We start from the raw sequence: 25,464 nt of genomic DNA, 5'->3' as shown, positions 1-25,464 counted from the left end.
GAAAAACACCGATCCGATACTGAATCTCACCTAGGCAGAACGCCTGTTAAAAAGCCTGGAGGAGCTCCGTTCGGTCATGAGTGAGCAGAGCGGTGAATCCCCTGATAATAGTGAAGTGGGCTGGCGCTGTGGGAGGATCCAGCACTGGTACAACTGGCCATAGGAACCGGGATTCCTCAGCCGCAGCCTTCTGGACATTCCGAAGCACTACCGCAGAATTTTTGGTAAAGTTCAGCCGTTACAACGAAGGAAAGGTCAAGCGTTCCTGACGGGTTTTTTACGGGGCGTTTGTCAGCATCGTGCAGTGAATGTTTCGCATCATCCCTCTTTTGTGAGTCATCTCTCATTCTCACCGAACTGTTCAGCCTGAATAAGCTTAACCTGCCCACAATGACAAGCTTTAGGCTTTCTGATACCGAATAGTCACGATGGGAAATTCGTCATGAGTCAGCCAGAAAATTGTCACGACGCGATAAGCTTACTTATTGAAGGTATGACTTGCGTGTCGTATGCCGCTCGCGCTGAAAAAGGTATTAAGGCTGTACCTGGTGTAACGGACGCCAGGGAGAATCTGGCGACGGAACGCGCCACCGTCCGAGGGACGGCATCGGCGGAGGCAGTAATCGCGGCGCCAGAAAGCAGCGTATGGGCAGATGACGTTTGTCGGCGATGGCAATCCTATCCTACACAACCACGACATGAGGAGAAGCGTCATAAACATCGGTAAAGCAGCTAAAGCATCGAAAGTTTCAGCCAGCATGATTCGCTACTATGAATAGATTAGTCTGGTTCCCGCGGCAAGTCGGACGGATTCTGGCTATTGGGCTTATATCCAGGCTGACGTTAGCCAGTTACATTTTATACGCTGCGCATGCTCTTGGCTTTTTAGCCAATTAAATCAGAGGCCTACTGAATTTTGGGAATAACCAGTCGCGGCAAAGTGTTGACGTCAAACGCCTGGCGCAGACACCTATCGATGAGCTGGTCAGGCGCATCCAGAATATGTAGCACATTGCGCAAATCTTTAAGGCGATGATTCACTGCCGCGTCTGTAAGACCTGAAATTACGCTTGGCCTTCCAACACTGGCCAGGCCCAGACTGGCAACAGTTCCCACACAAAAGGGGTTCATCATGTGGTTCCATATTGATAACATAACCTGAGGCGGCTGCGCCAGTATGGTAAAAAAGATGATTCTGGCTCTCGATGCTAATGCGACGGTGAGAACTGACCCGGTGACGCGTTTGGTTGAGGTGGAAACGTCGCTATCCGGAGAACAGATGGCCATAGCCCTGCAAAAGACCGGTTTCCTGCCGAACGATCTGTAATAGTCAATAGCCAGTTGCGATCGGTCTGGTAACAGGCCGACCACGATACGATAATCACGCCTCGCTTTTCTTTACAGGACAGAATCCCTATAAAAACTGTGACAAATCATGTGGCAGTAAGTTTTGTTAATAATATGTAATAATTTGTCTATTTTTGCCAATGTTTTACCTGCTATATACAAAAACATAACAAATAAGTAGCGCAACGCTACCTTGTTACGTCGCTTTGACGATGGGAGAGTTTCTCTTCGCCTCGCCGCGTCAAAGCTTGATGTTATTTTTGATGCAGGACATTACCTATGTACACTCCCCTGAACTGGACGATGACACAACGGCATGTGGCGTTTGCCAGCTTTACCAGTTGGATGCTGGATGCGTTTGATTTTTTTATCCTTGTCTTTGTACTTAGCGATCTCGCCGAATGGTTTCACGCTTCCGTATCGGACGTTTCCATTGCGATTATGCTGACCCTGGCGGTGCGTCCCATTGGCGCGCTGCTATTTGGCCGAATGGCGGAAAAGTACGGACGTCGACCGATACTGATGCTCAATATTCTGTTCTTTACGGTGTTTGAACTGCTTTCCGCCTGGTCGCCCACCTTCATGGCATTTCTGATTTTTCGGGTCATGTACGGCGTGGCGATGGGCGGGATATGGGGCGTCGCGTCATCACTGGCGATGGAAACCATTCCCGATCGTTCGCGTGGCCTGATGTCGGGCATTTTTCAGGCGGGCTATCCCTGCGGCTATCTGTTCGCCTCGGTTATTTTTGGCCTCTTCTACAGTATGGTTGGCTGGCGCGGTATGTTCCTGATTGGCGCCCTGCCCATTGTGTTGCTGCCTTATATCTGGTTTAAAGTGCCGGAATCACCCGTCTGGCTGGCGGCCAGAGCGCGTAAAGAGAATACCGCGCTGCTTCCTGTTCTGCGCAAGCAGTGGAAGTTGTGTCTGTATCTGGTGCTGGTCATGGCTTTCTTTAACTTTTTCAGTCACGGGACGCAGGATCTCTATCCTACCTTCCTGAAGATGCAGCATGGTTTTGATCCGCATCTGATCAGTATCATTGCGATTTTTTATAACATTGCCGCGATGCTCGGCGGCATTTTCTACGGTACGCTATCGGAACGTATTGGGCGTAAAAAAGCGATCATGATCGCCGCTTTTCTTGCGCTTCCGGTACTCCCGCTATGGGCATTTTCCAGCGGATCATTCACGATTGGCCTGGGCGCGTTCCTGATGCAGTTTATGGTGCAGGGCGCCTGGGGAGTCGTGCCGACCTGGCTGAACGAGCTGGTTCCGGCGAATGCGCGCGCCGTGCTGCCAGGGTTTGTTTACCAACTCGGTAATTTACTGGCGTCGGTTAATGCGACGTTACAGGCCCGCATCGCGGAAACGCATGGTGGAAATTACGGATTGGCAATGGCGATCGTGGCTGGCGCGGTGGCTATTTTAATCTGTGTATTTGTGGCATTTGGTCGCGAGACCCGGGGAGTCGTCATCTCCGGTACAGATAGCGACTCACTTCCGGAGTCGGCCGTCGGTCATCGCACGTAAAAAGTACGCTCCTGGCGCATACTGTCGCCGGGAGCGCTCCTTCCTCCCGTCGTTTTCACGTCCTTTCAATGAACAACCAAGGTTAATGATGGCATCTGCCTTTCGTGACCATTACAATCATCGCTTACTTTTTTCTTTATAAGAAATTGATTGTTGGACCTTAAAATTATCAACGGAGCGAAGATATCATGTTGAAAGATAACCAAAAACACAACGAGTCTGTTGCCCCGAATAGCGCCTTTCTGTCTGAGTTACAACGTGCATTACCGGAATTTTTTATTGCCGATCGCTATGACGAGCAGGGCGAACTGATCGCGAAAGGCGGATTTGATCTCGCCAGATTTGAGCGCGCGCTGAAAGAACGTAATATCAATGAGCTGACTAGCGGTTATCAGATTGATTTTATTGGCAAAGATTATGCAAAAAAACAAGCGGGTGAAAAATCCGTTACCGTTATCGTCCCTGACGTGGAACATAATACTCTGGCTGTAAACAAAAACAGTCATAATCTTTTTCTGACCGGGGATAATCTGGATGTTTTACGCCATCTGCAAAATAATTACGCTGATACCGTCGATATGATCTATATCGATCCACCTTATAACACCGGGTCGGACGGGTTTGTCTATCCCGATCATTTTGAATATAGCGATCGGGCGTTGCAGGATATGTTCGGTCTTAATGATACTGAACTGGCGCGCTTAAAATCCATTCAGGGAAAATCGACGCACTCCGCGTGGTTATCTTTCATGTATCCGCGTCTTTTCCTGGCCAGGAAACTTCTTAAAGATACCGGATTTATTTTTATCTCTATCGACGATAATGAGCACGCCAATCTTAAATTAATGATGGATGAGATTTTTGGCGAAGGCGGATTTGTCACCAATGTGATGTGGAAGCGCAAAAAAGAGATTTCTAACGACTCTGATAACGTTTCCACCCAGGGGGAATACATTCTTGTTTATGCCAAAACCGGCCAGGGCGCCTTACGTTTAGAACCGCTTTCTAAAGAGTATATTCAGAAATCCTATAAAGAACCGACCGAACAGTTTCCAGATGGAAAATGGCGACCGGTGCCGTTAACGGTGTCAAAAGGGCTGAGCGGCGGCGGCTATACCTATAAAATTACCACGCCGAATGGTACGGTACACAAAAGGTTATGGGCTTATCCTGAAGCCAGTTACCAAAAACTGGTGGCCGATAATTTGGTCTATTTTGGCAAAGATAACGGCGGTATTCCCCAGCGAGTCATGTACGCGCATCACAGTAAAGGGCAGCCAACCACCAATTACTGGGATAACGTAGCGTCGAATAAAGAGGGGAAAAAGGAGATTCTGGATCTCTTCGGCGACAACGTTTTTGATACGCCGAAGCCTACCGCGTTATTGAAGAAAATCATCAAGCTCGCTATCGATAAAAACGGCATCGTTCTGGACTTTTTTGCCGGGTCCGGCACCACGGCTCATGCAGTGATGGCGCTGAATGAAGAAGATGGAGGGCAGCGCGCGTTTATTCTTTGTACTCTCGATCAGACACTAAACCATAACACTATCGCCAAAAAAGCGGGTTACAACACCATTGATGAAATCAGCCGCGATCGAATTAAACGCGTTGCGGCGAAGATCCGTGCCACCAATCCTGCGACGAATGGCGATCTCGGTTTTAAACATTATCGTTTTGCCACCCCAACACAGCAAACGCTGGACGATCTGGATAGCTTCGATATTGCTACCGGTCATTTTATCAATTCCAGCGGTCAACTGGTCGCTTTCACCGAATCGGGATTTACCGACATGATCAATCCTTTTTCCGCCAGAGGATTGGGCGTGCCGGGCGGCGCAAGCGGCGAAGCGACTATATTAACAACATGGCTGGTCACCGATGGCTATAAAATGGATATTGACGTACAGACCATTGATTTTTCCGGCTATCGCGCCATGTATGTTGATAATACGCGCCTGTATCTGATTGATGAACGATGGGGAACAGAGCAGACCCGCGATCTACTCAACCGCATGGGTACGCACCAGCTTCCGGTTCAGACTATTGTCATTTACGGCTACTCTTTCGACCTTGAATCCATTCGTGAACTGGAAATCGGCTTAAAACAGCTCGATCAAAAAGTGAACCTGGTGAAGCGTTATTAAGCGGGGATGACGATGAATATTTTACTGGAAGAACTTCCCCATCAGGAACAGGCGTTAGCGGCGATTCTGGCGAGTTTCACCGGTATCGATCACGCGCAGGTCGATCATAATCACTATGCTAATCCGCTGATTAACGGACGCTACGACGATAAGGCCAATATTGACGTTAAAATGGAGACCGGGACGGGTAAAACCTATGTCTATACCCGGTTGATGTATGAACTGCACCAGAAATACGGTCTCTTCAAGTTTGTACTGGTGGTGCCGACGCCAGCCATTAAAGAAGGGGCGCGGAACTTTATCACCAGCGATTACGCCAGACAGCATTTTTCACAGTTCTACGAAAATACGCGGATGGAACTTTGCACCATCAACGCCGGTGATTTTAAAGTAAAGTCGGGGCGTAAAAATTTTCCGGCCCAGCTATTAAGTTTTACTGATGCCAGCCGTCGTGATAGCCATACGATTCAGGTTTTGCTGATCAATGCGCAAATGCTCAATTCTGCCAGTATGACGCGAGACGATTACGATCAAACGCTACTGGGCGGGCTGACGTCGCCAGTTAAAGGGCTGCAAATGACGCGACCGGTGGTCATTATTGATGAACCGCATCGTTTTGCGCGAGATAACAAATTTTATCGAGCGATTCAGGCTATTCAGCCGCAAATGATCGTACGCTTTGGCGCTACCTTCCCGGATATTGTCGAAGGTAAGGGTAAAAATAAATGTGTACGTAAAGATTACTATCGCCGGAAACCGCAGTTTGATCTCAACGCGGTGGACAGTTTTAACGATGGTTTGGTGAAAGGTATTGATATTTATTACCCGAATCTCCCCGAAGAGCAGGCCAATAATCGTTATATCGTTGACAGCGTCACGGCAAAGAAATTAATCCTCCGACGGGGGAGCAAAATTGCCGAGGTTGGCGTGGGCGAAAATCTCGCCGATGTCGATGCAGGATTTGAAGGCAGTATTGAATATGCCGGCAGTAAAATGTTGTCGAACGACCTGGAGCTGGAGGCCGGGATGGCGCTGGTGCCAGGAACCTTTGGCGCGAGCTACCAGGAACTGATTATTCAGAACGCTATTGATAAGCATTTTGACATCGAGCAGGCAAATTTCTTGCGCAGTAATGAGCAAGAAAATAATGCTCCGCGTATTAAAACATTAAGCCTTTTCTTTATTGACAGCATTAAAAGCTATCGCGATGACGAAGGCTGGTTGAAAGTCACTTTTGAGCGCTTGCTGAAAAAGAAGCTGACACAACTCATTGACGATTATCAGCGCAAGACCTTGCCGCGGGAAGTGGAGTATCTGTCGTTTCTTCAGGCCACGCTCGCCAGCCTGCACTCGGATAACCAAAACGTCCACGCTGGCTATTTTGGCGAAGACCGGGGAAGCGGCGATGAGGCGATCCAGGCTGAAGTAGATGATATTCTGAAAAATAAAGAGAAGTTGCTCAGTTTTTCAGACCATCACGGCAACTGGGAAACGCGCCGCTTTCTGTTTTCAAAATGGACGCTTCGCGAAGGCTGGGATAACCCGAATGTTTTTGTCATTGCTAAATTACGTTCTTCCGGTAGCGAGTCGAGCAAAATTCAGGAAGTAGGGCGCGGTCTGCGGCTACCGGTGGACGAAAACGGCCATCGCGTTCAGCAGGAAGAGTGGCCGTCCCGACTGGCGTTTCTGATTGGTTATGATGAAAAAACGTTCGCCAGTATGCTGGTTGATGAGATTAATCGCGACAGCAAGGTTCAGCTCAATGAGCAGAAACTGGATGAGGCGATGATCACACTCATCGTCACCGAGCGGCAAAAAGTCGATCCAACGTTTACGGAGCTTCGTTTGCTGGAAGATCTGGACGATAAAAAGCTTATCAACCGGAGTAATGAGTTTAAACCCAGCGTCACGTTTAACGGGGAAACCAAAAGTGGTTTTGCGTGGCTACTGGAGTTCTACCCTGAGCTGACGCAGGCGCGCGTGCGCGCGGATCGCATTCGTGATAATAAGCCCGCCTCCCGACTGCGGGTCAGGTTACGTAAAGAGAATTGGGAGCAACTTAGCGGTATCTGGGAACAGTTTTCCCGTCGTTATATGCTGCAATTCGAGCGTAGCGGTTCTTCACTGGAACAGATTGCCGCTGGGGTGCTGCGCGACCCGACGTTATACGTTCGCCAGAAGCCAAGCCAGATGCAACAACGGCTGGTGTCGAATGAGGATAATGGTCGTTTTGAAGTGGCGCAGCGGGAAGGCGAATTAGCCGCCAGCGAATTCATGGCGGGAATGAAATATGGCCACTTCCTTAAGCAACTGGCGTTACGTACCAGTCTGTCGGTTAACGTTCTGCACCCGGTGTTAATGGCGATGCTGCGCGATGTTTTGCAGGGAGATTCGCGCTATTTAAGCGAGATCTCGCTGGACAATATGACCCGCGCGTTACAGGCGCGGATTAATGCGCATTTTGCGCAGCGCCACGATTATCTGCCTCTTGATTTGCAGGCTTCAACGTCGGTGTTTGATCCTACAGTACGGCAGTTCAGGCAGGAGATTAACGCTGAAATGCTGGGCAAAAATGTGGATGAAAATGCAATAGATGATCCCCGTTCTCTCTATCAAATACCGCCGTTGCGTTATGACAGCGTCGACCCAGAATTGCCGCTATTAAAATACCATTATCCGCAACAGGTTTCCGTGTTTGGCAAACTCCCCAGGCGGGCCATTCAGATCCCTAAATACACGGGGGGCTCTACTACGCCGGATTTTGTCTACCGTATTGAGCGTCAGCACGCCGACAGCGTTTATTTACTGGTTGAAACTAAAGCAGAAAATATGCGCGTAGGCGATCACGTTATTCTTGATGCGCAACGTAAGTTCTTCGATATGCTGCGTCGGCAAAATATCAATGTCGAGTATGTGGAAGCGACCAGCGCGCCGACGGTATTTTCTACGATCAATGGCTTGATTGAAGGGAAGTGGAACTAACGAATTTAGATGGACCTTTACGGCTATCTTTTTGATAGACATTATAAAATGACCGCAACGCAGCGAGCGCTCCGGTCATTCTCACTTCGCTTATCATCCGTCTCTTAAACAGCGTTGACTTGAAGGTTATCGTTTTACGTCTATTCTTAACTTTCAGCTAAGAGTATTTTGCTGAAATTGCGAATAGTCTTGAGAACGCTGTGTTTTGTTTTGCCGTTATTTTTCATAATGGCAGGGTAGATATTGCCAATTGAATGTAACTAAGGGAGACATGTTATGCTAAATAAATACTACCGTTTCGCTGTCGAAAAAGACGATCCCTCCGAAGCGCCAGAGTCGGGTGATAAACCTGATAGCCAACCGCAAAAAAAATCGTAATTTATCTGGATATTCCCCGGCATTTTCACGTTTGGGGAAAATAACCGTTTCGTTTCAACCTGGTTGCGAACAGTGAATATTTTACACAAAGTGACTGTATATAAACGGGAGGGATCATGGAGTTTGATGCATTCTTTTTAGCGAGACTCCAGTTCGCCTTTACCGTCTCTTTTCACATTATTTTCCCTGCGATTACCATTGGCTTAGCCAGTTACCTGGTGGTACTGGAAGGTTTATGGCTAAAAACACGTAATCCTGTCTGGCGCTCGCTCTATCAATTCTGGCTCAAAATTTTTGCCGTCAACTTTGGGATGGGCGTGGTCTCCGGGCTGGTTATGGCTTATCAGTTCGGGACGAACTGGAGCGGCTTTTCCCAGTTCGCCGGGAGTATCACCGGGCCTTTGTTAACCTATGAAGTCCTCACCGCATTCTTCCTTGAAGCGGGATTTTTAGGCGTGATGCTTTTTGGCTGGAACAAAGTCGGGCCGGGCCTGCATTTCTTATCTACCTGTATGGTGGCGTTGGGCACGTTAATATCCACGTTCTGGATTCTGGCGTCTAACAGTTGGATGCATACCCCGCAGGGATTTGAAATTCATGATGGTCAGGTGGTCCCGGCGGACTGGTTTGCGGTGATCTTCAACCCGTCGTTCCCGTATCGCTTGTTGCATATGTCCGTCGCGGCGTTTTTAAGTAGCGCGATGTTTGTCGGCGCGTCCGCCGCCTGGCATTTATTGAAAGGTAACGATACGCCGGCTATCCGCCGAATGTTCTCAATGGCGTTGTGGATGGCGGTTGTGGTTGCGCCCGTTCAGGCATTGATTGGCGATATGCACGGCCTTAATACCCTAAAGCATCAGCCGGTCAAAATTGCCGCGATTGAGGGACACTGGGAAAATACGCCCGGCGAACCAACGCCGCTTACGCTGGTGGGCTGGCCGGATATGAAGGCGGAACGGACCCGCTATGCGCTTGAGATCCCGGCGCTGGGTAGTCTGATCCTGACTCATAGCCTGGATAAACAGGTGCCTGCGCTTAAAGATTATCCTAAAGAGGATCGCCCCAACTCTACCGTGGTGTTCTGGTCATTCCGCATTATGGTGGGCATGGGCGTGCTGATGATCCTGCTGGGGCTGGCCAGCCTGTGGCTACGATACCGACATCGACTGTATCATTCGCGGCCCTTTATGCACTTTGCGTTATGGATGGGGCCGTCCGGTCTTATCGCTATCCTTGCCGGATGGGTGACTACTGAAGTAGGGCGTCAGCCGTGGGTGGTCTATGGCCTACTGCGTACGCGTGATGCGGTCTCCGCGCACAGCACCTTACAAATGAGCATCAGTTTTCTGGCCTTCTTTGTGGTCTATTCCCTGGTCTTTGGGGTTGGGTATATTTATATGATTCGCCTTATCCAGAAAGGGCCGCAGCCGGCGGAAATACCGACTGCTGAAACCGATGGCAGACCCGCACGCCCTATTTCTGCCGTAGGGGAATCGCTTGAGCAGGAGAAACGCGAATGACCATCGATCTTCCAGTTATCTGGTTTGCTATTATCGTGTTCGCCACGCTGATGTATATCGTGATGGATGGTTTCGATCTGGGCGTCGGTATCCTGTTTCCGTTTATTCGTGATAAACACGATCGCGATGTGATGGTGAACTCGGTCGCGCCGGTATGGGACGGTAACGAAACCTGGCTGGTGCTGGGCGGCGCCGGGCTTTTCGGCGCATTCCCGCTGGCTTATGCCGTCATCGCCGATGCGCTGACTATCCCGCTGGTGATTATGCTGCTTGGCCTGATCTTCCGTGGCGTCGCCTTTGAATTCCGTTTTAAAGCCACCGAATCGCATCGCGCCTTCTGGGATAAATCCTTTATCGCTGGGTCAATTCTGGCGACCTTTGCCCAGGGCGTTGTGGTTGGCGCGGTAGTGAGCGGTTTTCAGGTGGAAGGGCGAACCTTCAGCGGTTCGCAGCTTGGCTGGCTAACGCCGTTTAACCTGTTCTGCGGTGTGGGGCTGGTGGTGACATACGCGTTGCTGGGTGCCACCTGGTTGATTATGAAAAGCGAAGACCCGCTGCACAGCCGGATGTGTGAGCTGTCGCGCCCGTTGTTGATCGTCTTGTTACTGGTGATGGGCGGCGTTAGCGCGTGGACGCCTCTGACCCATGATGACATCGCCGAGCGCTGGTTCACGCTGCCTAACTTGTACTACTTCCTGCCGGTGCCTGTGTTGGTGTTGGCCTTTAGCTTTTGGCTATGGCGCAGCGTGAAAAAACCAGAATCCCATGCGCGTCCGTTTATTCTCACGCTGGGGTTGATTTTTCTGGGTTTCAGCGGATTAGGCATCAGTATCTGGCCGAACATTATTCCACCGGATATTTCGTTGTATGCCGCTTCAGCGCCGCCGCAAAGCCAGGGCTTTATGCTGGTTGGGGCGTTGGTAATCATCCCGGTCATTCTGGCTTATACCTTCTGGAGCTACTACGTCTTCCGTGGAAAAGTACGACATGGAGAGGGATATCACTGATGGCGCAAGTGAAAAAATGGTCGCGGCGAGTAGTCTGGATGGTAGCGATATGGTGCGCCAGCGTACTTCTGCTGGCGGGCGTCGGGATGTTGTTTAGACTACTTATGACCTCCGCAGGATTTCGCTCCTGACTGATACTTCCCTGGTGCGCTTTCGTCTCTGGCGGAAGCGCGCCTTTGCCAATGCGCTATCGTCGCGTCACGCCTTCATAGAGAAGTCTGAGCGCAAATATCCCGATAATAGCGCCGATAACACGACTGGCAATGCACTGTATCCGCCCATAAGCGCGGCGCACTGCTGGGAGTGAAAAGGCCTGGCTGAGGAAAATTCTCCAGATAACGGATGACAGCACAATCCCGCCCCAGGCCATTAACCTCGCCCATGTGGGCGTTTCTGCGCTCAGCGTTACGGAAAAAATACTGATAAAAAACAGTACGGTTTGCGGATTGGATAAATCTGTCATTAATCCCCGGCGAAAGAAAATCGTCCACGGGGCGGCAATCGGCGCCTGGAGCGTGCTCATTTGCGGCGTCGCCTGGTGGTGAATACTGCTCCAGGCGAACCATAATAAATAGGCGCCGCCGACAATTTTGATAAGAGAAAATACCGCTTCACATTGCGTAATGAGCGTCGCCAAACCGAAAAGCCCTAGTCCGGAATAAAAGGCGTCTCCCGTGGCGACGCCCAGGCCGGTGATTACCCCCGCCCGTCGACCTGATGCGAGGCTGGTTTGCACCACCACAAACAGATTCGCGCCGGGATTAAAAAAAGTTAACACAAACAGACTGACGGTAAGTACAACGGCATGAAACGGCTCCATAGACAACTCTTCCCATAGCCTCAAGAAATAACGTTCATCTTATGAATAGTCAAACCAGACGATTGCGAGTGAGATCACAAAGCAGGGGCTTTTTAATCCGCGTTGTTACGCCGACAGAACGGGGGCTGACTGGATTTTTCCTGCAATCTACGCTACTTATTTAATCAGTCCGAACGGTATTTTTGTTCTGATAAAGCGATGATAGCGTAATAATAAACGAGGGGTTTACTATGAAAACGGGCTACAAGGTTATGCTTGGCGTATTAGCGTTTGCCGTGACAAATGCCTATGCCGCAGAAATGATGAAAAAAACGGAGTTTGATAAAGTCGCTTCGCAGTACACGAAAATTGGCACGATTTCCACCACTGGGGAAATGTCACCGCTGGATGCCAGAGAAGATTTAATTAAGAAGGCGGATGAGAAAGGGGCGGATGTGGTCGTGCTGACGTCCGGGCAGACAGAAAATAAAATTCATGGTACGGCTGATATTTATAAAAAGAAATAAAAGCATTGGATCATAAAAATACCCGTCTGGATTTCCGGCGGGTATTTTTTTATTGGCAACCGGTATCCGCCTTAATTACCCGACGGTTTTTTAGCGCATCTTTTTAAACGACGCCAAAGCGTGGTACGGCTAATCCCCAGATAACGCGCCGTGGCGGTCTTATCGCCATTAAAGCGCGCCAGCACATCCTGCAACGTGAGCGCCTCTACGATTGGAGGCGTCAGTTCTGCTGTATTTTCCATAAGTTCAGGTAATCGTTGCCGTATAAATTGCTTGTCCAGCATTGGCGCGGGATCGACGCTTAAAAAAAGCGCCAGTCGCTCCATCATATTACGCAGTTCGCGAATATTACCGGGCCAATGATACGCCAGCAAAAGCGGCTGACATTGCGACAATCCATGACGTACCGATTCGGTAAACGGAATTTCCAACGCCGCCAGCGACTGTTTTAAAAAGCTTTCCGCGAGCGGCAAAATATCAGCCTGCCGCTCGCGCAAAGGGGGAAGCGTCAGGCGCAGAATACTCAGGCGGTAAAAGAGATCGGGGCGAAAACGTCCTTGCATTATCTCCCGATCCAGATCGCAATGCGTAGCGCTGATCACCCGGACATCCACCGGGATCGGCTGGTGTCCGCCGACGCGAGTGACGGCTTTTTCCTCCAGTACGCGCAAAAGTCGGGTTTGTAACGGCAAGGGCATTTCGCCGATTTCATCAAGAAACAGCGTGCCGCCGTGTGCGATTTCAAACAGGCCCGCACGGCCTCCTCGTCGTGAACCGGTAAACGCGCCCTCTTCATAACCAAACAGTTCCGCTTCCAGCAATGACTCGGTAATCGCGCCGCAATTGACGGCGACAAAGGGAGGGGATGGCTTATTCTGACGGTGAGGCTGGCGGTGAAAAAACGTCTGGTGAATCGCCTGCGCCGCCAGCTCTTTTCCGGTCCCCGTCTCCCCCTGAATCAGCACTGCCGCACTGGAGCGGGCATAGAGTGTAATCGTCTGGCGGACCTGCTCCATTTGCGGCGAATGGCCGCGTATATCGCCCAGTTCATACCGGGTTTGTAATCCCTTGCCGGATGGGTAATCCACGCGCTGTCGACGTGTCAGACGGGTCATATCCAGCGCATCATGGAAAGCCTGACGAACGGTCGCCGCGGAATAAATAAAGATAGCGGTCATTCCCGCTTCTTCCGCCAGATCGGTAATCAATCCCGCGCCGACGACGGCCTCAATGCCGTTGGCCTTAAGTTCGTTAATTTGCCCGCGCGCGTCCTCTTCGGTGACATAGCTTCGCTGTTCAAGACAGAGGTGAAACGTTTTCTGAAAGGCAAGTAAAGCCGGAATGGTCTCCTGATAGGTCACGATGCCGATAGACGAGGTGAGTTTTCCCGCTTTCGCCAGCGCCTGTAATACATCGAATCCGCTGGGCTTGATGAGGATCACTGGTATCGACAGGCGACTTTTTAAATAGGCGCCGTTAGAACCCGCCGCGATAATCGCGTCGCAGCGCTCAGTCGCTAGTTTTTTACGAATGTAGGTCACCGCCTTTTCAAAGCCGAGCTGAATAGGCGTAATGGCCGCCAGATGATCGAACTCCAGGCTGATATCCCGAAACAATTCGAACAAACGCGTTACGGAGACCGTCCAGATCACCGGTTTATCGGTATTATCGCGCGGAGCGCCGTGGGTAGTCGCCATCGCAGTAGGTTCATGTTTAAGGGCCGAGTTGTTGTTTTAAACGTGTTTCATAAATGTTGCAATGAAACAGAATAATTCGTTTCATGAAACGTTAACTGACACGCTTTTCTTCTTCCTTAATCACACTTTTTTATAAACGAAGTCACTGTAATTATCTGTTTTTAAATTTTATTTTACTTAATTTTTTCTCGACCTCTTTGTCTGGCATAGCCCTTGCTTTAGTTAACATATCTAGATTAACAATTTAATAGCATGAGGACGAGATATGTCTTTACATTCGCCGGGGCAGGCATTTCGCGCCGCGCTCACCAAAGAAAATCCATTGCAAATCGTTGGCGCTATCAATGCCAATCATGCTCTGTTAGCCCAACGGGCCGGGTATCAGGCTATCTATCTTTCCGGCGGCGGCGTAGCGGCTGGCTCGCTCGGACTGCCGGATCTGGGGATTTCGACGCTGGACGATGTGTTGACCGATATCCGGCGTATCACGGATGTTTGCCCGCTGCCGCTATTGGTGGATGCGGATATCGGCTTTGGCTCCTCCGCCTTCAACGTCGCGCGGACGGTAAAGGCCATTACTAAAGCGGGCGCTGGCGCACTGCATATTGAGGATCAGGTCGGCGCTAAGCGCTGTGGACACCGTCCAAATAAAGCGATCGTCTCGAAAGAGGAGATGGTGGACAGGATTCGGGCGGCGGTGGATGCGCGCACCGATCCGAACTTTGTGATCATGGCGCGTACCGATGCGCTGGCGGTGGAAGGACTAGAGGCGGCTCTCGATCGCGCGCAGGCTTACGTGGAAGCGGGGGCTGACATGCTGTTTCCGGAGGCGATCACCGAACTGTCGATGTACCGCCAGTTCGCCGATGTGGCGCAGGTGCCGATCCTTGCCAACATCACTGAGTTTGGCGCGACGCCGCTGTTTACTACCGACGAGTTGCGCAGCGCAAACGTGGCGATGGCGCTCTATCCGCTGTCGGCGTTTCGCGCCATGAACCGCGCCGCGGAAAAAGTCTATACCGTGCTGCGCCAGGAAGGGACGCAAAAGCGCGTGATCGACATCATGCAGACCCGCAACGAGCTATACGAAAGCATTAACTATTACCAGTACGAAGAGAAGCTCGACGCGTTGTACACCAAAAAATCGTAGGCCGGATAAACGTAGTGCCATCCGGCATTGCCTGGGGGCGTTTTCGCCTTATCAGGCCGACGCGAGGCATACCCTCAACACCCTACACATTACAAAAATGACGAGGACACTATGAGCGACACCACGATCCAGCAAAATAATAACCATGTCATTAAGCCCAAAAAATCCGTCGCCTTGTCTGGCGTACCTGCCGGGAACACCGCTTTGTGTACCGTGGGAAAAAGCGGTAACGATCTGCACTATCGCGGTTACGACATTCTCGATCTGGCGGAGCACTGCGAATTTGAAGAAGTCGCGCATTTACTGATCCACGGAAAATTGCCGACCCGCGACGAGTTGAGCGCTTATAAAAGCAAATTAAAAGCGCTGCGCGGATTACCCGCCAATGTCCGTACCGTACTGGAAGCCTTACCGGCGGCATCGCACCCGATGGACGTGATGCGTACCGGCGTTTCCGCGCTGGGCTGTACCTTGCCGGAAAAAGAGGGACATACCGTCTCCGGCGCACGGGATATTGCCGATAAGCTGTTGGCCTCGCTCAGCTCCATCCTTCTTTACTGGTATCACTATAGCCACAACGGCGAACGTATTCAGCCAGAAACCGACGACAATTCTATCGGCGGTCATTTCTTGCATCTGCTGCATGGTGAAAAGCCAACCCAAAGCTGGGAAAAGGCGATGCATATTTCGTTGGTGCTGTACGCCGAGCATGAGTTCAACGCCTCGACGTTTACCAGCCGGGTGATTGCCGGTACCGGCTCGGACGTCTACTCCGCGATTATCGGCGCGATTGGCGCGCTGCGCGGCCCGAAACACGGTGGGGCGAATGAGGTGTCGCTGGAGATTCAACAGCGTTATGAAACGCCGGATGAGGCGGAAGCGGATATCCGTAAGCGCGTGGAAAACAAAGAGGTGGTGATAGGTTTTGGCCATCCGGTTTACACCATCGCCGACCCGCGTCATCAGGTGATCAAACGGGTAGCGAAACAGCTTTCAGAAGAAGGCGGCTCGCTGAAGATGTACCACATCGCCGACCGTCTGGAAACCGTGATGTGGGAGACCAAAAAGATGTTCCCGAATCTCGACTGGTTTTCGGCGGTCTCCTACAACATGATGGGCGTCCCTACCGAAATGTTCACCCCGCTGTTTGTCATCGCCCGCGTTACCGGCTGGGCGGCGCACATTATTGAACAGCGCAAGGACAATAAAATTATTCGCCCATCTGCCAACTATACCGGACCGGACAATCGCCCGTTTGTCGCAATCGACGAACGTTGCTAATTCACTCTTATCAAAAATAAAACGCAGGAAACGTACCCTATGTCTACCCAACAACTGAACATCCGCCCGCAATTCGACCATGAAATCGTGGATATCGTTGATTACGTCATGAATTACGAAATCACCTCGAAAGTTGCGTATGACACTGCGCATTATTGTCTGCTCGACACGCTCGGCTGTGGTCTGGAAGCGCTGGAATACCCAGCCTGTAAAAAATTGCTTGGGCCGATCGTACCAGGTACTGTTGTGCCCAACGGCGCGCGCGTGCCGGGCACCCAGTTCCAGCTCGACCCGATACAGGCGGCTTTTAACATTGGCGCGATGATTCGCTGGCTCGATTTTAACGATACCTGGCTTGCCGCCGAATGGGGCCATCCTTCCGACAACCTCGGCGGCATTCTGGCGATTGCGGACTGGCTGTCACGTAACGCTGTCGCCGCAGGCAAAACGCCGCTGACCATGAAACAGGTACTGACCGGGATGATCAAAGCCCATGAAATTCAGGGATGTATCGCGCTGGAAAACGCGTTTAATCGCGTTGGTCTTGACCATGTGCTGCTTGTAAAAGTGGCCTCGACCGCGGTAGTTGCTGAAATGCTGGGGCTGACGCGCGATGAGATCCTCAACGCGGTATCGCTGGCGTGGGTGGATGGGCAGTCGTTGCGCACTTATCGTCATGCGCCGAATACCGGTACGCGTAAATCCTGGGCGGCAGGCGATGCCACCTCACGCGCGGTGCGCCTGGCGCTGATGGCGAAAACCGGTGAGATGGGCTATCCATCGGCGCTAACGGCGAAAACCTGGGGCTTCTACGACGTCTCATTCAAAGGTGAAGCGTTCCGTTTCCAGCGGCCTTACGGCGCCTACGTGATGGAAAATGTGTTGTTCAAAATTTCCTTCCCGGCAGAATTCCACTCGCAAACCGCCGTTGAAGCGGCGATGACGCTGTATGATCAGATGCAGGCGGCGGGCAAAACGGCAGTGGATATCGAGAAAGTGACCATCCGCACCCACGAAGCCTGTATCCGCATTATCGACAAAAAAGGCCCGCTCAATAATCCGGCTGACCGCGATCACTGTATCCAGTATATGGTCGCCGTGCCATTGCTGTTCGGACGTTTAACCGCGGCGGACTATGAAGACGAGCTGGCGCAGGACAAGCGTATTGACGCCCTGCGCGAGAAGATCGTGTGTTATGAGGACCCGGCTTTTACCGCCGACTATCACGACCCGGAAAAACGAGCTATCGGCAATGCGATCACCCTGGAATTTACTGATGGCTCACGCTTTGAAGAGGTTGTCGTGGAGTATCCGATTGGTCATGCGCGTCGCCGCGCCGACGGTATTCCGAAACTTATCGAAAAATTTAAAATCAATCTGGCGCGTCAGTTCCCGACTCGCCAGCAGCAACGCATTCTGGATGTCTCCCTGGACCGAACCCGCCTGGAGCAGATGCCGGTTAACGAGTACCTCGACTTATATGTCATCTGAGCCAGCCAGCAGTAAGGCGTAAGTTCAACAGGAGAGCGTGATGTCTTTTAGCGAATTTTATCAGCGTTCCATTAACGAACCGGAGGCGTTCTGGGCCGAGCAGGCCCGGCGTATCGACTGGCGACAGCCGTTTACGCAGACGCTGGATCATAGCCGTCCACCGTTTGCCCGCTGGTTTTGCGGCGGCACCACTAATTTATGCCATAACGCCATTGACCGCTGGCTGGATAAACAGCCGGAGGCGCTGGCGCTGATTGCCATCTCATCAGAGACCGATGAAGAGCGCACGTTTACCTTCAGCCAGTTGCATGATGAAGTCAACGCTGTGGCCGCCATGTTGCTGTCGCTTGGCGTGCAGCGTGGCGATCGCGTATTGGTCTATATGCCGATGATTGCCGAAGCGCAGATAACCCTGCTGGCCTGCGCGCGCATTGGCGCGATCCATTCGGTGGTCTTTGGCGGTTTTGCCTCGCACAGCGTGGCGGCGCGCATTGACGATGCCAGACCGGCGCTGATTGTGTCGGCGGATGCTGGGTCGCGCGGCGGTAAAATCCTGCCATATAAAAAGCTGCTTGATGACGCTATTGCGCAGGCGCAGCATCAGCCGAAACACGTTCTGCTGGTGGACAGAGGACTGGCGAAAATGGCGCGGGTGGACGGGCGAGATCTGGATTTTGCCACGTTGCGCCAGCAACATCTCGGCGCGCGCGTGCCGGTGGTATGGCTGGAATCCAATGAAACCTCGTGCATTCTTTATACCTCCGGGACCACCGGCAAACCGAAAGGCGTCCAACGCGACGTCGGCGGCTATGCGGTGGCGCTGGCAACTTCAATGGACACTATCTTCGGCGGCAAAGCGGGCGGCGTGTTCTTTTGCGCGTCGGATATCGGCTGGGTAGTGGGACACTCTTACATTGTTTACGCCCCGCTGCTGGCGGGGATGGCGACCATCGTTTACGAAGGGTTGCCAACCTGGCCGGATTGCGGCGTGTGGTGGAAGATTGTTGAGAAATATCAGGTCAACCGTATGTTCTCCGCGCCGACCGCGATTCGCGTGTTGAAGAAATTCCCGACGGCGCAAATTCGTAATCACGATCTCTCCTCGCTGGAGGTGCTTTATCTGGCCGGTGAGCCGCTGGACGAGCCGACAGCCGCCTGGGTGACGGAGACGTTGGGCGTGCCGGTCATCGACAACTACTGGCAGACGGAGTCCGGCTGGCCGATCATGGCGCTGGCGCGCGATCTGGACGACAGGCCGTCGCGTCTGGGAAGCCCGGGCGTGCCGATGTACGGTTATAACGTCCAGCTACTCAACGAAGTCACTGGCGAACCCTGCGGCATAAACGAAAAGGGAATGCTGGTGATCGAAGGGCCGCTGCCGCCGGGCTGTATTCAGACAATTTGGGGCGACGATGCGCGTTTTGTGAAGACTTACTGGTCACTGTTTAACCGCCAGGTTTATGCCACCTTTGACTGGGGGATTCGCGACGACGAAGGTTATTACTTTATTCTTGGCCGTACCGATGATGTGATTAATATTGCCGGTCACCGGCTAGGGACGCGAGAAATAGAAGAAAGTATCTCCAGTTACCCGAACGTGGCGGAAGTTGCGGTGGTGGGGATAAAAGACGCTTTGAAAGGGCAGGTGGCGGTGGCGTTCGTCATACCTAAACAGGGCGACACGCTGGAGGATCGCGAGGCGGCGCGCGACGAGGAAAAAGCGATTATAGCGCTGGTGGATAGCCAGATCGGTAACTTTGGTCGTCCGGCTCATGTCTGGTTTGTCTCGCAGCTTCCCAAAACGCGCTCCGGAAAGATGCTTCGACGCACGATTCAGGCGATCTGCGAAGGACGCGATCCTGGCGACCTGACGACCATTGATGATCCCGCGTCGTTGCAGCAAATTCGCCAGGCGATAGAGGAGTAACCGTATGCCGGATAAGCCGTATTAGCGGCGCTACCCGGCAACAGGTCAGCGCCAACGACTGAATATTGGGGGAGATACATACTGTAAAGTCGAGAAAGAGCGGCAGAGCGCCGCCCTGTGACAGAATTAACGCAGAATGTTTTTCTCCGCCAGATCCAGCGCGAAGTAACTGAAGATCAAATCGGCGCCAGCGCGTTTAATCGAGCCCAGACTTTCCAGCACGACTTTTTCTTCATCAATGGCGCCAGCCATAGCAGCAAATTTAATCATGGCATATTCGCCGCTCACCTGGTAAGCGCCAAGCGGCAACTCTGTGCGCTCGCGGATTTCACGCAGCACGTCCAGATATGCGCCGGCCGGTTTCACCATTAAGCAATCCGCGCCCTGGGCTTCGTCGAGCAGGGATTCGCGAATCGCTTCACGGCGGTTCATCGGGTTCATTTGATACGTTTTGCGATCGCCTTTTAACGCGGTACCTGCTGCTTCACGGAAGGGACCGTAGAAAGAAGAGGCGAACTTGGTTGAGTAGGACATTATTGCCGTGTCGGTAAAACCGGCGGCGTCCAGCGCCTGGCGGATGGCCTGGACTTGTCCATCCATTGCCGCAGAGGGCGCAATAAAATCGGCCCCAGCCGCCGCCGCGACAACGGCCTGCTTGCCGAGGTTAGCCAGTGTCGCATCGTTATCCACACCGTGTTCGCACAACACGCCACAGTGTCCGTGCGAGGTGTATTCGCAGAAGCAGGTATCGGACATGACTATCATTTCCGGTACGGTTTGCTTACAGATGCGGGACATTCTTGCCACCAGACCGTCTTCTTTCCAGGCATCGCTGCCGGTGTCATCAGTATGGTGAGAAATGCCGAAGGTCATAACGGAACGAATACCAGCATTAGCGATACGCTCAATCTCTCGCGCTAGCTGCTTTTCCGGGATGCGCATCACGCCGGGCATGGCATCAATAGCTTTGTAATCGTCGAGTTCTTCTTCAACAAAGATCGGCAACACCAGGTCATTCAGGCTGAGTGTTGTCTCTTCAAACATGGCGCGCAACGCAGCGGATTTGCGCAGGCGGCGAGGGCGATGGATAAGGTCTGTCATGGTCTGCCTGATGTTTGTGGAATCGAAGGCCTAGTATACCTGAATCTACAGGCAGATGTTTTACGAAAACGGTCCTTAACTCAGCGGGCGCGACGCCAGCGCCGGGAGAAAATAGCACTGTTTTATATACTGAAAATTAATATTTGAAGTTGTAATGTATTTTCAGGAAGGTATCCGCTCGCCTGATGAAAGTAATACCTATACATTTGTTATTTTAGAGGGTATTGTTTCGTTAATTTAGGGTAAAAAGGTTGTTATTGGTATTGTGCAGACCCCCTTTATTTTCGGCTTACCCGATGGTGTGGCGAAAAAAGCGGCACAATATAAATCAATTACGGAAAGCGGTTGCATCGGTTATCGCCTTTCGTCATCACAAACTCTCGCCACCATTGAGCAGAACCTACTATAGCGTGAAGCCTTCTACTGGTTAGCATGGAAAAGTCAGGTACCGCCATTTCGTGACAAGCAGCTCATTGTCAATAATTCTTACGACCTGATGCGGGCGACGTTAATAACAATGATTGAATGGGATGAAGATTTTCGCGCACGTATTGGTGACGTGAATTATATTCATCACCGAACGCGCGTATCACGATCGGTGGTGGCAGAAGTACTCGCAGCCCTGCGTAAGGGTAATTATATTGAAATGAAGAAAGGCAAACTGATCGGTATTAATCGTTTGCTCTCCGAATATTAACAAAATGTCGCGCCTCATCTGATATGCGGTGAGGCGCGACAACTCAGGATGCAGGAATAACAATCGGTTTATTACTGCTTAACTCAGTAACCAAATCGTTAATACCGTCGCTCATATTGGTAAATCGAGTGAGGGGGGAACGGGTTACGACCACAAAAGCGCCAATATTATATTGTGGGATCATCGCCATATAGGTAATAAAACCGCCGCCACCTCCCGTTTTCTGGATAATGCCCGGACGTCCGTCTTTTGGCGCCATATAGACCCAGCCCAGACCGAGCGCATCGGCTTTACCCGGTACGTCCATCCCGATCATTTTTTTTAGCTGCGTGCGCTGAAAAATCAACGTTTGCATACGATCGGCCTGATGGCTACGGTGATAAAAATCTGACGACAGATACTGTTGCATCCAGCGCATCATATCTCCCGGCGTAGAATAGACTCCGCCGCTGCCGATGGCTGCCAGTGTATTATTACAGGGGCTTGCGCCTTTCTCTGCTACCATCAGGCGCTTACACTGATCGGGAGACGGGGTAAATGTAGTGTCTTTCATTCCCAGCGGGCGGGTAATCTTCTCTTCAAACAGTTGCGTATAAGGTTTGCCGGATGCGTTCGCCAGCGCGTCGGCTAACAGGTCGAACGCCAGATTGGAATAGGCCGCCTGCGAGCCGGGTGACACTTTTAAGGTTGCAGTGGAGATCCAGTTCCAGCGCTGTTCGCGGGTTGGCCAGACAAATACCGGACGATGCGCCGCCCCGCCGGGCTGTTCTCGAGGGAGCGCGCTGGTATGGGTAGCTAAATTGACCAGCGTAATCGGCGTACCTTTATACGTCGGGACACGCGCGCCGGGAGGAGCATATTTGCTGAGGGGATCGTTTAATTTTACCGTTCCCTGATCGAGCAATTTCACCAACATTTCACTGGTCATTAGCTTGGTGAGCGACGCGATACGAATGACCGAATCAAGCTGTGGACGAACATTATTGCCCGGTCTGGTTTCACCGAAACTACGAAACACGCGTTGGTTGCCGTCGATCACCACCAGCGCCATACCCGTGGCGCCGCTACCATAAAAGATATGCTCGGCGTAACGATCAACAATATCAGAGGCAAAAACCGGATCGGCAATCGGCTGGGCCGCCTGGACAGAAGTAACTGATGTTGCAAAAAGCGTGGCAGTAAAAAGCAGACTACGTTTCAACGGTGATGTCCATAAATGAAGTAACAGAGGTTATGCGTATTTATACTACCCGGCAGCACATTGCAAAGTGTTAAAGAGAAAAAAATGGGTGAGAAAACGTAACGGCGGGTTTTCGTGATGGAGAATGTTTACTTTTGTGATATAGCGCTTGTGGTAATCTGATAGCGTCAGCCTGTGTGTCTGGTTGGAAACTCGTCGAAACAATTCTGTTGGGCAGAAGTGCGAACTAAGCGTCACAGCGTAGGTCACAATGCCTGATTTAGCCCTTTCTTTTGCCTGGGCATGGCTTGATATTGCCGTCGTCACAGCAGTCGTAATAAAGATAAGAAGTTAGCAGGAGAGCATGATGTTTAAATCTTTTTTCCCAAAGCCAGGGCCGTTTTTCATTTCGGCGTTTGTTTGGGCGCTGGTCGCCGTCATTTTCTGGCAGGCTGGAGGCGGTGATTGGGTTGCGAGGCTTGTGGGCGCATCCGATAAGGTGCCCATCAGCGCAGCGCGATTCTGGTCGCTGGATTATCTGATTTTTTATGCTTATTACCTGATTTGCATTGGTTTATTTGCGACGTTCTGGTTCATCTATAGCCCGCACCGCTGGCAATACTGGTCGATACTTGGCACCTCGCTTATTATTTTTGTCACCTGGTTTTTGGTGGAGGTTGGCGTCGCGGTTAACGCCTGGTACGCGCCGTTCTATGATTTGATTCAAACGGCGCTCAGCTCGCCGCACAAGGTGACGATTGGTCAATTCTATCATGAGGTGGGGGTTTTTCTCGGTATTGCGCTTATCGCAGTAGTGGTCGGCGTATTGAACAATTTCTTTGTCAGCCACTATGTATTTCGCTGGCGTACCGCAATGAATGAGCATTATATGGCGCACTGGCAGTATCTGCGTCATATCGAAGGGGCCGCTCAGCGTGTGCAGGAAGATACCATGCGTTTTGCCTCTACTCTGGAGAACATGGGCGTGAGTTTTATCAATGCCATTATGACGCTTATCGCCTTTCTGCCGGTGTTAGTTACCCTGTCAGCGCACGTGCCGGATTTACCCGTCGTGGGACATATTCCTTACGGCCTGGTCATTGCCGCCATAGTCTGGTCATTGATGGGAACGGGTCTGCTGGCGGTCGTCGGGATCAAATTGCCGGGGCTGGAATTTAAAAACCAGCGAGTAGAAGCGGCTTATCGTAAGGAGCTGGTCTACGGCGAAGATGACACCAGTCGCGCCACGCCGCCGACCGTCCGTGAACTATTTAGCGCGGTGCGCCATAACTACTTCCGTCTCTACTTTCACTATATGTATTTCAACATTGCGCGCATTCTCTATTTGCAGGTTGATAACGTTTTCGGTCTGCTCCTGCTGTTTCCTTCCATTGTCGCCGGTACGATTACGTTGGGTCTGATGACGCAAATCACCAATGTGTTTGGCCAGGTACGGGGTTCGTTCCAGTATCTGATTAACTCCTGGACGACGCTGGTGGAACTGATGTCTATCTATAAGCGTTTGCGTAGTTTTGAACGCCAACTGGATGGTCAGCCAGTTCAGGAAGTGACTCACTCTTTTAGCTAACAGAAGGAAACGTTATGTCGACGGTGTCCCGTCTTTATTTTCTGCCTTTTCTGGCTGTCGCAATGCTGGCTGGCTGTAGTAGTCAATCCGGGAAGTCTGTCAACAAGGGCGAGAAGCCTGTCGACGTTGCAAACGTTGTACGCCAGAAAATGCCGGCCAGCGTCAAAGACAGAGAGGCTTGGGCAAAAGATATCGCGATAACGTTCAAGAGCCAGGGTCTGGCGCCGACGGTGGAAAATATCTGTTCGGTGCTGGCTGTCGCACAGCAGGAGTCCGGTTATCAGGCGGATCCTGTCGTGCCGGGGCTAAGTAAAATAGCCTGGCAGGAGATTGATCGCCGTGCTGAACGGCTGCACATTCCGCTGTTTCTGGTGCATACCACGCTGAAAATTAACTCCCCCAACGGAAAAAGCTATAGCGAACGTCTGGACACGGTAAGAACCGAAAAACAACTTAGCGCTATTTTTGACGATTTTATCAATATGGTCCCTATGGGGCAGACGCTATTTGGCTCATATAACCCGGTGCATACTGGCGGCCCTATGCAGGTCAGTATCGCCTTTGCCGAACAGCATGCTAAAGGCTATCCCTGGAAGATGGCGGGCACGGTACGTCAGGAGGTCTTTACGCGTCGTGGCGGACTGTGGTTTGGGACATACCATTTGCTGAATTACCCGGCGAACTACAGCGCGCCTGTTTTCCGCTTCGCCGACTTCAACGCAGGGTGGTATGCCAGCCGTAATGCCGCGTTCCAGAATGCCGTCAGTAAAGCCAGCGGCGTAAAACTGGCGCTGGATGGCGATCTGATTCGTTATAACAGCAAGGAGCCAGGCAAAACAGAATTAGCGGCTCGTAAACTGGCAGATCAGTTGGGAATGAGTGAGCGTGAAATTCGCAGTCAACTGGAGAAGGGCGATAGCCTGGCGTTTGAAAAAACGGCGCTCTACAAGAACGTCTATAAACTGGCCGAGGCCAAAACGGGCAGGACACTTGCGCGGGAAATGTTGCCCGGTATTCAACTGGAAAGCCCGAAGATCACGCGCAAGCTGACGACCGCCTGGTTTGCTAAGCGAGTTGATGAACGGCGGGTGCGGTGTATGGGGCGATAAATT

General features: G+C 51.6%; 20 protein-coding genes and 2 pseudogenes. 18 read left to right on the top strand and 4 right to left on the bottom strand.

Annotation, left to right across the window (positions count from 1 at the left end):
* Positions 1–442 precede the first annotated feature (442 nt).
* From F4V61_RS07130 to F4V61_RS07085, 10 genes and pseudogenes are all read left to right on the top strand, one after another.
* Positions 443–727: a cation transporter gene (locus tag F4V61_RS07130; protein WP_349251639.1), complete on the top strand. Its 285-nt coding sequence runs from the start codon at positions 443–445 to the stop codon at positions 725–727.
* A pseudogene (locus tag F4V61_RS07125) lies at positions 714–1,005 on the top strand (MerR family DNA-binding transcriptional regulator); the annotation flags it as partial. The gene F4V61_RS07130 and the pseudogene F4V61_RS07125, both read left to right, overlap by 14 nt.
* A gap of 172 nt (positions 1,006–1,177) precedes the next feature.
* Positions 1,178–1,327 (top strand): hypothetical protein, encoded by a 150-nt coding sequence (locus F4V61_RS07120; protein WP_012210453.1) that lies wholly within the window; start codon positions 1,178–1,180, stop codon positions 1,325–1,327.
* A gap of 299 nt (positions 1,328–1,626) precedes the next feature.
* The gene (locus tag F4V61_RS07115; protein WP_000288495.1) at positions 1,627–2,880 is read left to right on the top strand and encodes an MFS transporter; all 1,254 of its coding nucleotides are present in this window, start codon (positions 1,627–1,629) and stop codon (positions 2,878–2,880) included.
* Positions 2,881–3,068: 188 nt separating this feature from the next.
* The gene (locus F4V61_RS07110; protein WP_079828038.1) at positions 3,069–5,027 is read left to right on the top strand and encodes a site-specific DNA-methyltransferase; all 1,959 of its coding nucleotides are present in this window, start codon (positions 3,069–3,071) and stop codon (positions 5,025–5,027) included.
* 12 nt (positions 5,028–5,039) lie between these two features.
* Positions 5,040–8,009 (top strand): type III restriction-modification system endonuclease, encoded by a 2,970-nt coding sequence (locus tag F4V61_RS07105; protein ID WP_058819931.1) that lies wholly within the window; start codon positions 5,040–5,042, stop codon positions 8,007–8,009.
* Between the two features lie 276 nt (positions 8,010–8,285).
* Positions 8,286–8,387, top strand: a complete 102-nt coding sequence (ssaA, locus tag F4V61_RS07100) for a small effector SsaA (RefSeq protein WP_000933133.1) — start codon at positions 8,286–8,288, stop codon at positions 8,385–8,387.
* Positions 8,388–8,503: 116 nt separating this feature from the next.
* Positions 8,504–9,907, top strand: coding sequence for a cytochrome ubiquinol oxidase subunit I (locus F4V61_RS07095; protein ID WP_000393702.1), 1,404 nt, complete (start codon positions 8,504–8,506; stop codon positions 9,905–9,907).
* Positions 9,904–10,914 (top strand): cytochrome d ubiquinol oxidase subunit II, encoded by a 1,011-nt coding sequence (cydB, locus tag F4V61_RS07090; RefSeq protein WP_038396790.1) that lies wholly within the window; start codon positions 9,904–9,906, stop codon positions 10,912–10,914. Before F4V61_RS07095 ends, cydB begins: the two co-directional genes overlap by 4 nt.
* On the top strand, positions 10,914–11,045 hold the full coding sequence (locus F4V61_RS07085) for a DUF2474 domain-containing protein (RefSeq protein WP_012210450.1): 132 nt from the start codon (positions 10,914–10,916) through the stop codon (positions 11,043–11,045). Before cydB ends, F4V61_RS07085 begins: the two co-directional genes overlap by 1 nt.
* Before the next feature lie 56 nt (positions 11,046–11,101).
* Here the strand turns inward: F4V61_RS07085 and F4V61_RS07080 are convergent, their stop codons facing one another.
* Positions 11,102–11,734: a LysE family transporter gene (locus tag F4V61_RS07080; RefSeq protein ID WP_079828040.1), complete on the bottom strand. Its 633-nt coding sequence runs from the start codon at positions 11,732–11,734 to the stop codon at positions 11,102–11,104.
* A gap of 230 nt (positions 11,735–11,964) precedes the next feature.
* Here F4V61_RS07080 and yahO point away from each other — a divergent pair, with 230 nt between their 5' ends.
* Positions 11,965–12,240 (top strand): DUF1471 family periplasmic protein YahO, encoded by a 276-nt coding sequence (gene yahO / locus F4V61_RS07075; protein ID WP_000848028.1) that lies wholly within the window; start codon positions 11,965–11,967, stop codon positions 12,238–12,240.
* A gap of 71 nt (positions 12,241–12,311) precedes the next feature.
* On the opposite strand, the gene prpR is transcribed toward yahO, so the two are convergent.
* Positions 12,312–13,937: a propionate catabolism operon regulatory protein PrpR gene (gene prpR / locus F4V61_RS07070; RefSeq protein WP_058345716.1), complete on the bottom strand. Its 1,626-nt coding sequence runs from the start codon at positions 13,935–13,937 to the stop codon at positions 12,312–12,314.
* A 265-nt stretch (positions 13,938–14,202) separates the two neighbouring features.
* Between prpR and prpB the strand changes: the two genes are divergently transcribed.
* The 4 genes from prpB to prpE all read left to right on the top strand — a co-directional run bounded on the left by prpB (position 14,203) and on the right by prpE (position 19,786).
* Positions 14,203–15,087 (top strand): methylisocitrate lyase, encoded by an 885-nt coding sequence (gene prpB / locus F4V61_RS07065; protein ID WP_038396785.1) that lies wholly within the window; start codon positions 14,203–14,205, stop codon positions 15,085–15,087.
* 111 nt (positions 15,088–15,198) lie between these two features.
* Positions 15,199–16,368: a bifunctional 2-methylcitrate synthase/citrate synthase gene (gene prpC, locus F4V61_RS07060; RefSeq protein WP_038396783.1), complete on the top strand. Its 1,170-nt coding sequence runs from the start codon at positions 15,199–15,201 to the stop codon at positions 16,366–16,368.
* 39 nt (positions 16,369–16,407) lie between these two features.
* Positions 16,408–17,859 carry a bifunctional 2-methylcitrate dehydratase/aconitate hydratase gene (locus F4V61_RS07055; RefSeq protein ID WP_080161085.1) on the top strand — a complete coding sequence of 484 codons (1,452 nt, stop codon included), beginning with the start codon at positions 16,408–16,410 and terminating at the stop codon, positions 17,857–17,859.
* A gap of 40 nt (positions 17,860–17,899) precedes the next feature.
* Entirely contained in the window at positions 17,900–19,786 is a 1,887-nt protein-coding gene (prpE, locus tag F4V61_RS07050) for a propionate--CoA ligase (RefSeq protein ID WP_080152656.1), read from the top strand.
* A gap of 126 nt (positions 19,787–19,912) precedes the next feature.
* On the opposite strand, the gene hemB is transcribed toward prpE, so the two are convergent.
* Positions 19,913–20,887: a porphobilinogen synthase gene (hemB, locus tag F4V61_RS07045; protein WP_000130720.1), complete on the bottom strand. Its 975-nt coding sequence runs from the start codon at positions 20,885–20,887 to the stop codon at positions 19,913–19,915.
* A 163-nt stretch (positions 20,888–21,050) separates the two neighbouring features.
* On the opposite strand from hemB, the pseudogene F4V61_RS07040 reads away from it, so the two are divergent.
* Positions 21,051–21,584, top strand: a pseudogene (locus tag F4V61_RS07040) (helix-turn-helix domain-containing protein); the annotation flags it as partial.
* Between the two features lie 43 nt (positions 21,585–21,627).
* On the opposite strand, the gene ampH reads toward F4V61_RS07040, so the two are convergent.
* On the bottom strand, positions 21,628–22,785 hold the full coding sequence (ampH, locus tag F4V61_RS07035; protein ID WP_000830789.1) for a D-alanyl-D-alanine-carboxypeptidase/endopeptidase AmpH: 1,158 nt from the start codon (positions 22,783–22,785) through the stop codon (positions 21,628–21,630).
* 346 nt (positions 22,786–23,131) lie between these two features.
* Here ampH and sbmA point away from each other — a divergent pair, with 346 nt between their 5' ends.
* The gene (gene sbmA / locus F4V61_RS07030; RefSeq protein ID WP_079828046.1) at positions 23,132–24,352 is read left to right on the top strand and encodes a peptide antibiotic transporter SbmA; all 1,221 of its coding nucleotides are present in this window, start codon (positions 23,132–23,134) and stop codon (positions 24,350–24,352) included.
* A 14-nt stretch (positions 24,353–24,366) separates the two neighbouring features.
* Positions 24,367–25,461: a surface-exposed outer membrane lipoprotein YaiW gene (yaiW, locus tag F4V61_RS07025; RefSeq protein ID WP_079828048.1), complete on the top strand. Its 1,095-nt coding sequence runs from the start codon at positions 24,367–24,369 to the stop codon at positions 25,459–25,461.
* Positions 25,462–25,464: the final 3 nt, after the last annotated feature.

The organism is Salmonella enterica subsp. arizonae, assembly GCF_008692845.1.
Taxonomy (GTDB): Bacteria; Pseudomonadota; Gammaproteobacteria; order Enterobacterales; family Enterobacteriaceae; genus Salmonella; species Salmonella arizonae.
Note: the sequence above shows the minus strand (reverse complement) of the source record. Positions and strands in the feature narration are given on the sequence as shown.

What these genes read in the sequence shown, in the direction of transcription:
- F4V61_RS07130 (WP_349251639.1), top strand. Translation starts at nt 443, where the DNA reads ATGAGTCAGCCAGAAAATTGTCACGACGCGATAAGCTTACTTATTGAA.
- F4V61_RS07120 (WP_012210453.1), top strand. Translation starts at nt 1,178, where the DNA reads ATGGTAAAAAAGATGATTCTGGCTCTCGATGCTAATGCGACGGTGAGA.
- F4V61_RS07115 (WP_000288495.1), top strand. Translation starts at nt 1,627, where the DNA reads ATGTACACTCCCCTGAACTGGACGATGACACAACGGCATGTGGCGTTT.
- F4V61_RS07110 (WP_079828038.1), top strand. Translation starts at nt 3,069, where the DNA reads ATGTTGAAAGATAACCAAAAACACAACGAGTCTGTTGCCCCGAATAGC.
- F4V61_RS07105 (WP_058819931.1), top strand. Translation starts at nt 5,040, where the DNA reads ATGAATATTTTACTGGAAGAACTTCCCCATCAGGAACAGGCGTTAGCG.
- ssaA (WP_000933133.1), top strand. Translation starts at nt 8,286, where the DNA reads ATGCTAAATAAATACTACCGTTTCGCTGTCGAAAAAGACGATCCCTCC.
- F4V61_RS07095 (WP_000393702.1), top strand. Translation starts at nt 8,504, where the DNA reads ATGGAGTTTGATGCATTCTTTTTAGCGAGACTCCAGTTCGCCTTTACC.
- cydB (WP_038396790.1), top strand. Translation starts at nt 9,904, where the DNA reads ATGACCATCGATCTTCCAGTTATCTGGTTTGCTATTATCGTGTTCGCC.
- F4V61_RS07085 (WP_012210450.1), top strand. Translation starts at nt 10,914, where the DNA reads ATGGCGCAAGTGAAAAAATGGTCGCGGCGAGTAGTCTGGATGGTAGCG.
- F4V61_RS07080 (WP_079828040.1), bottom strand. Translation starts at nt 11,734, where the DNA reads ATGGAGCCGTTTCATGCCGTTGTACTTACCGTCAGTCTGTTTGTGTTA.
- yahO (WP_000848028.1), top strand. Translation starts at nt 11,965, where the DNA reads ATGAAAACGGGCTACAAGGTTATGCTTGGCGTATTAGCGTTTGCCGTG.
- prpR (WP_058345716.1), bottom strand. Translation starts at nt 13,937, where the DNA reads ATGGCGACTACCCACGGCGCTCCGCGCGATAATACCGATAAACCGGTG.
- prpB (WP_038396785.1), top strand. Translation starts at nt 14,203, where the DNA reads ATGTCTTTACATTCGCCGGGGCAGGCATTTCGCGCCGCGCTCACCAAA.
- prpC (WP_038396783.1), top strand. Translation starts at nt 15,199, where the DNA reads ATGAGCGACACCACGATCCAGCAAAATAATAACCATGTCATTAAGCCC.
- F4V61_RS07055 (WP_080161085.1), top strand. Translation starts at nt 16,408, where the DNA reads ATGTCTACCCAACAACTGAACATCCGCCCGCAATTCGACCATGAAATC.
- prpE (WP_080152656.1), top strand. Translation starts at nt 17,900, where the DNA reads ATGTCTTTTAGCGAATTTTATCAGCGTTCCATTAACGAACCGGAGGCG.
- hemB (WP_000130720.1), bottom strand. Translation starts at nt 20,887, where the DNA reads ATGACAGACCTTATCCATCGCCCTCGCCGCCTGCGCAAATCCGCTGCG.
- sbmA (WP_079828046.1), top strand. Translation starts at nt 23,132, where the DNA reads ATGTTTAAATCTTTTTTCCCAAAGCCAGGGCCGTTTTTCATTTCGGCG.
- yaiW (WP_079828048.1), top strand. Translation starts at nt 24,367, where the DNA reads ATGTCGACGGTGTCCCGTCTTTATTTTCTGCCTTTTCTGGCTGTCGCA.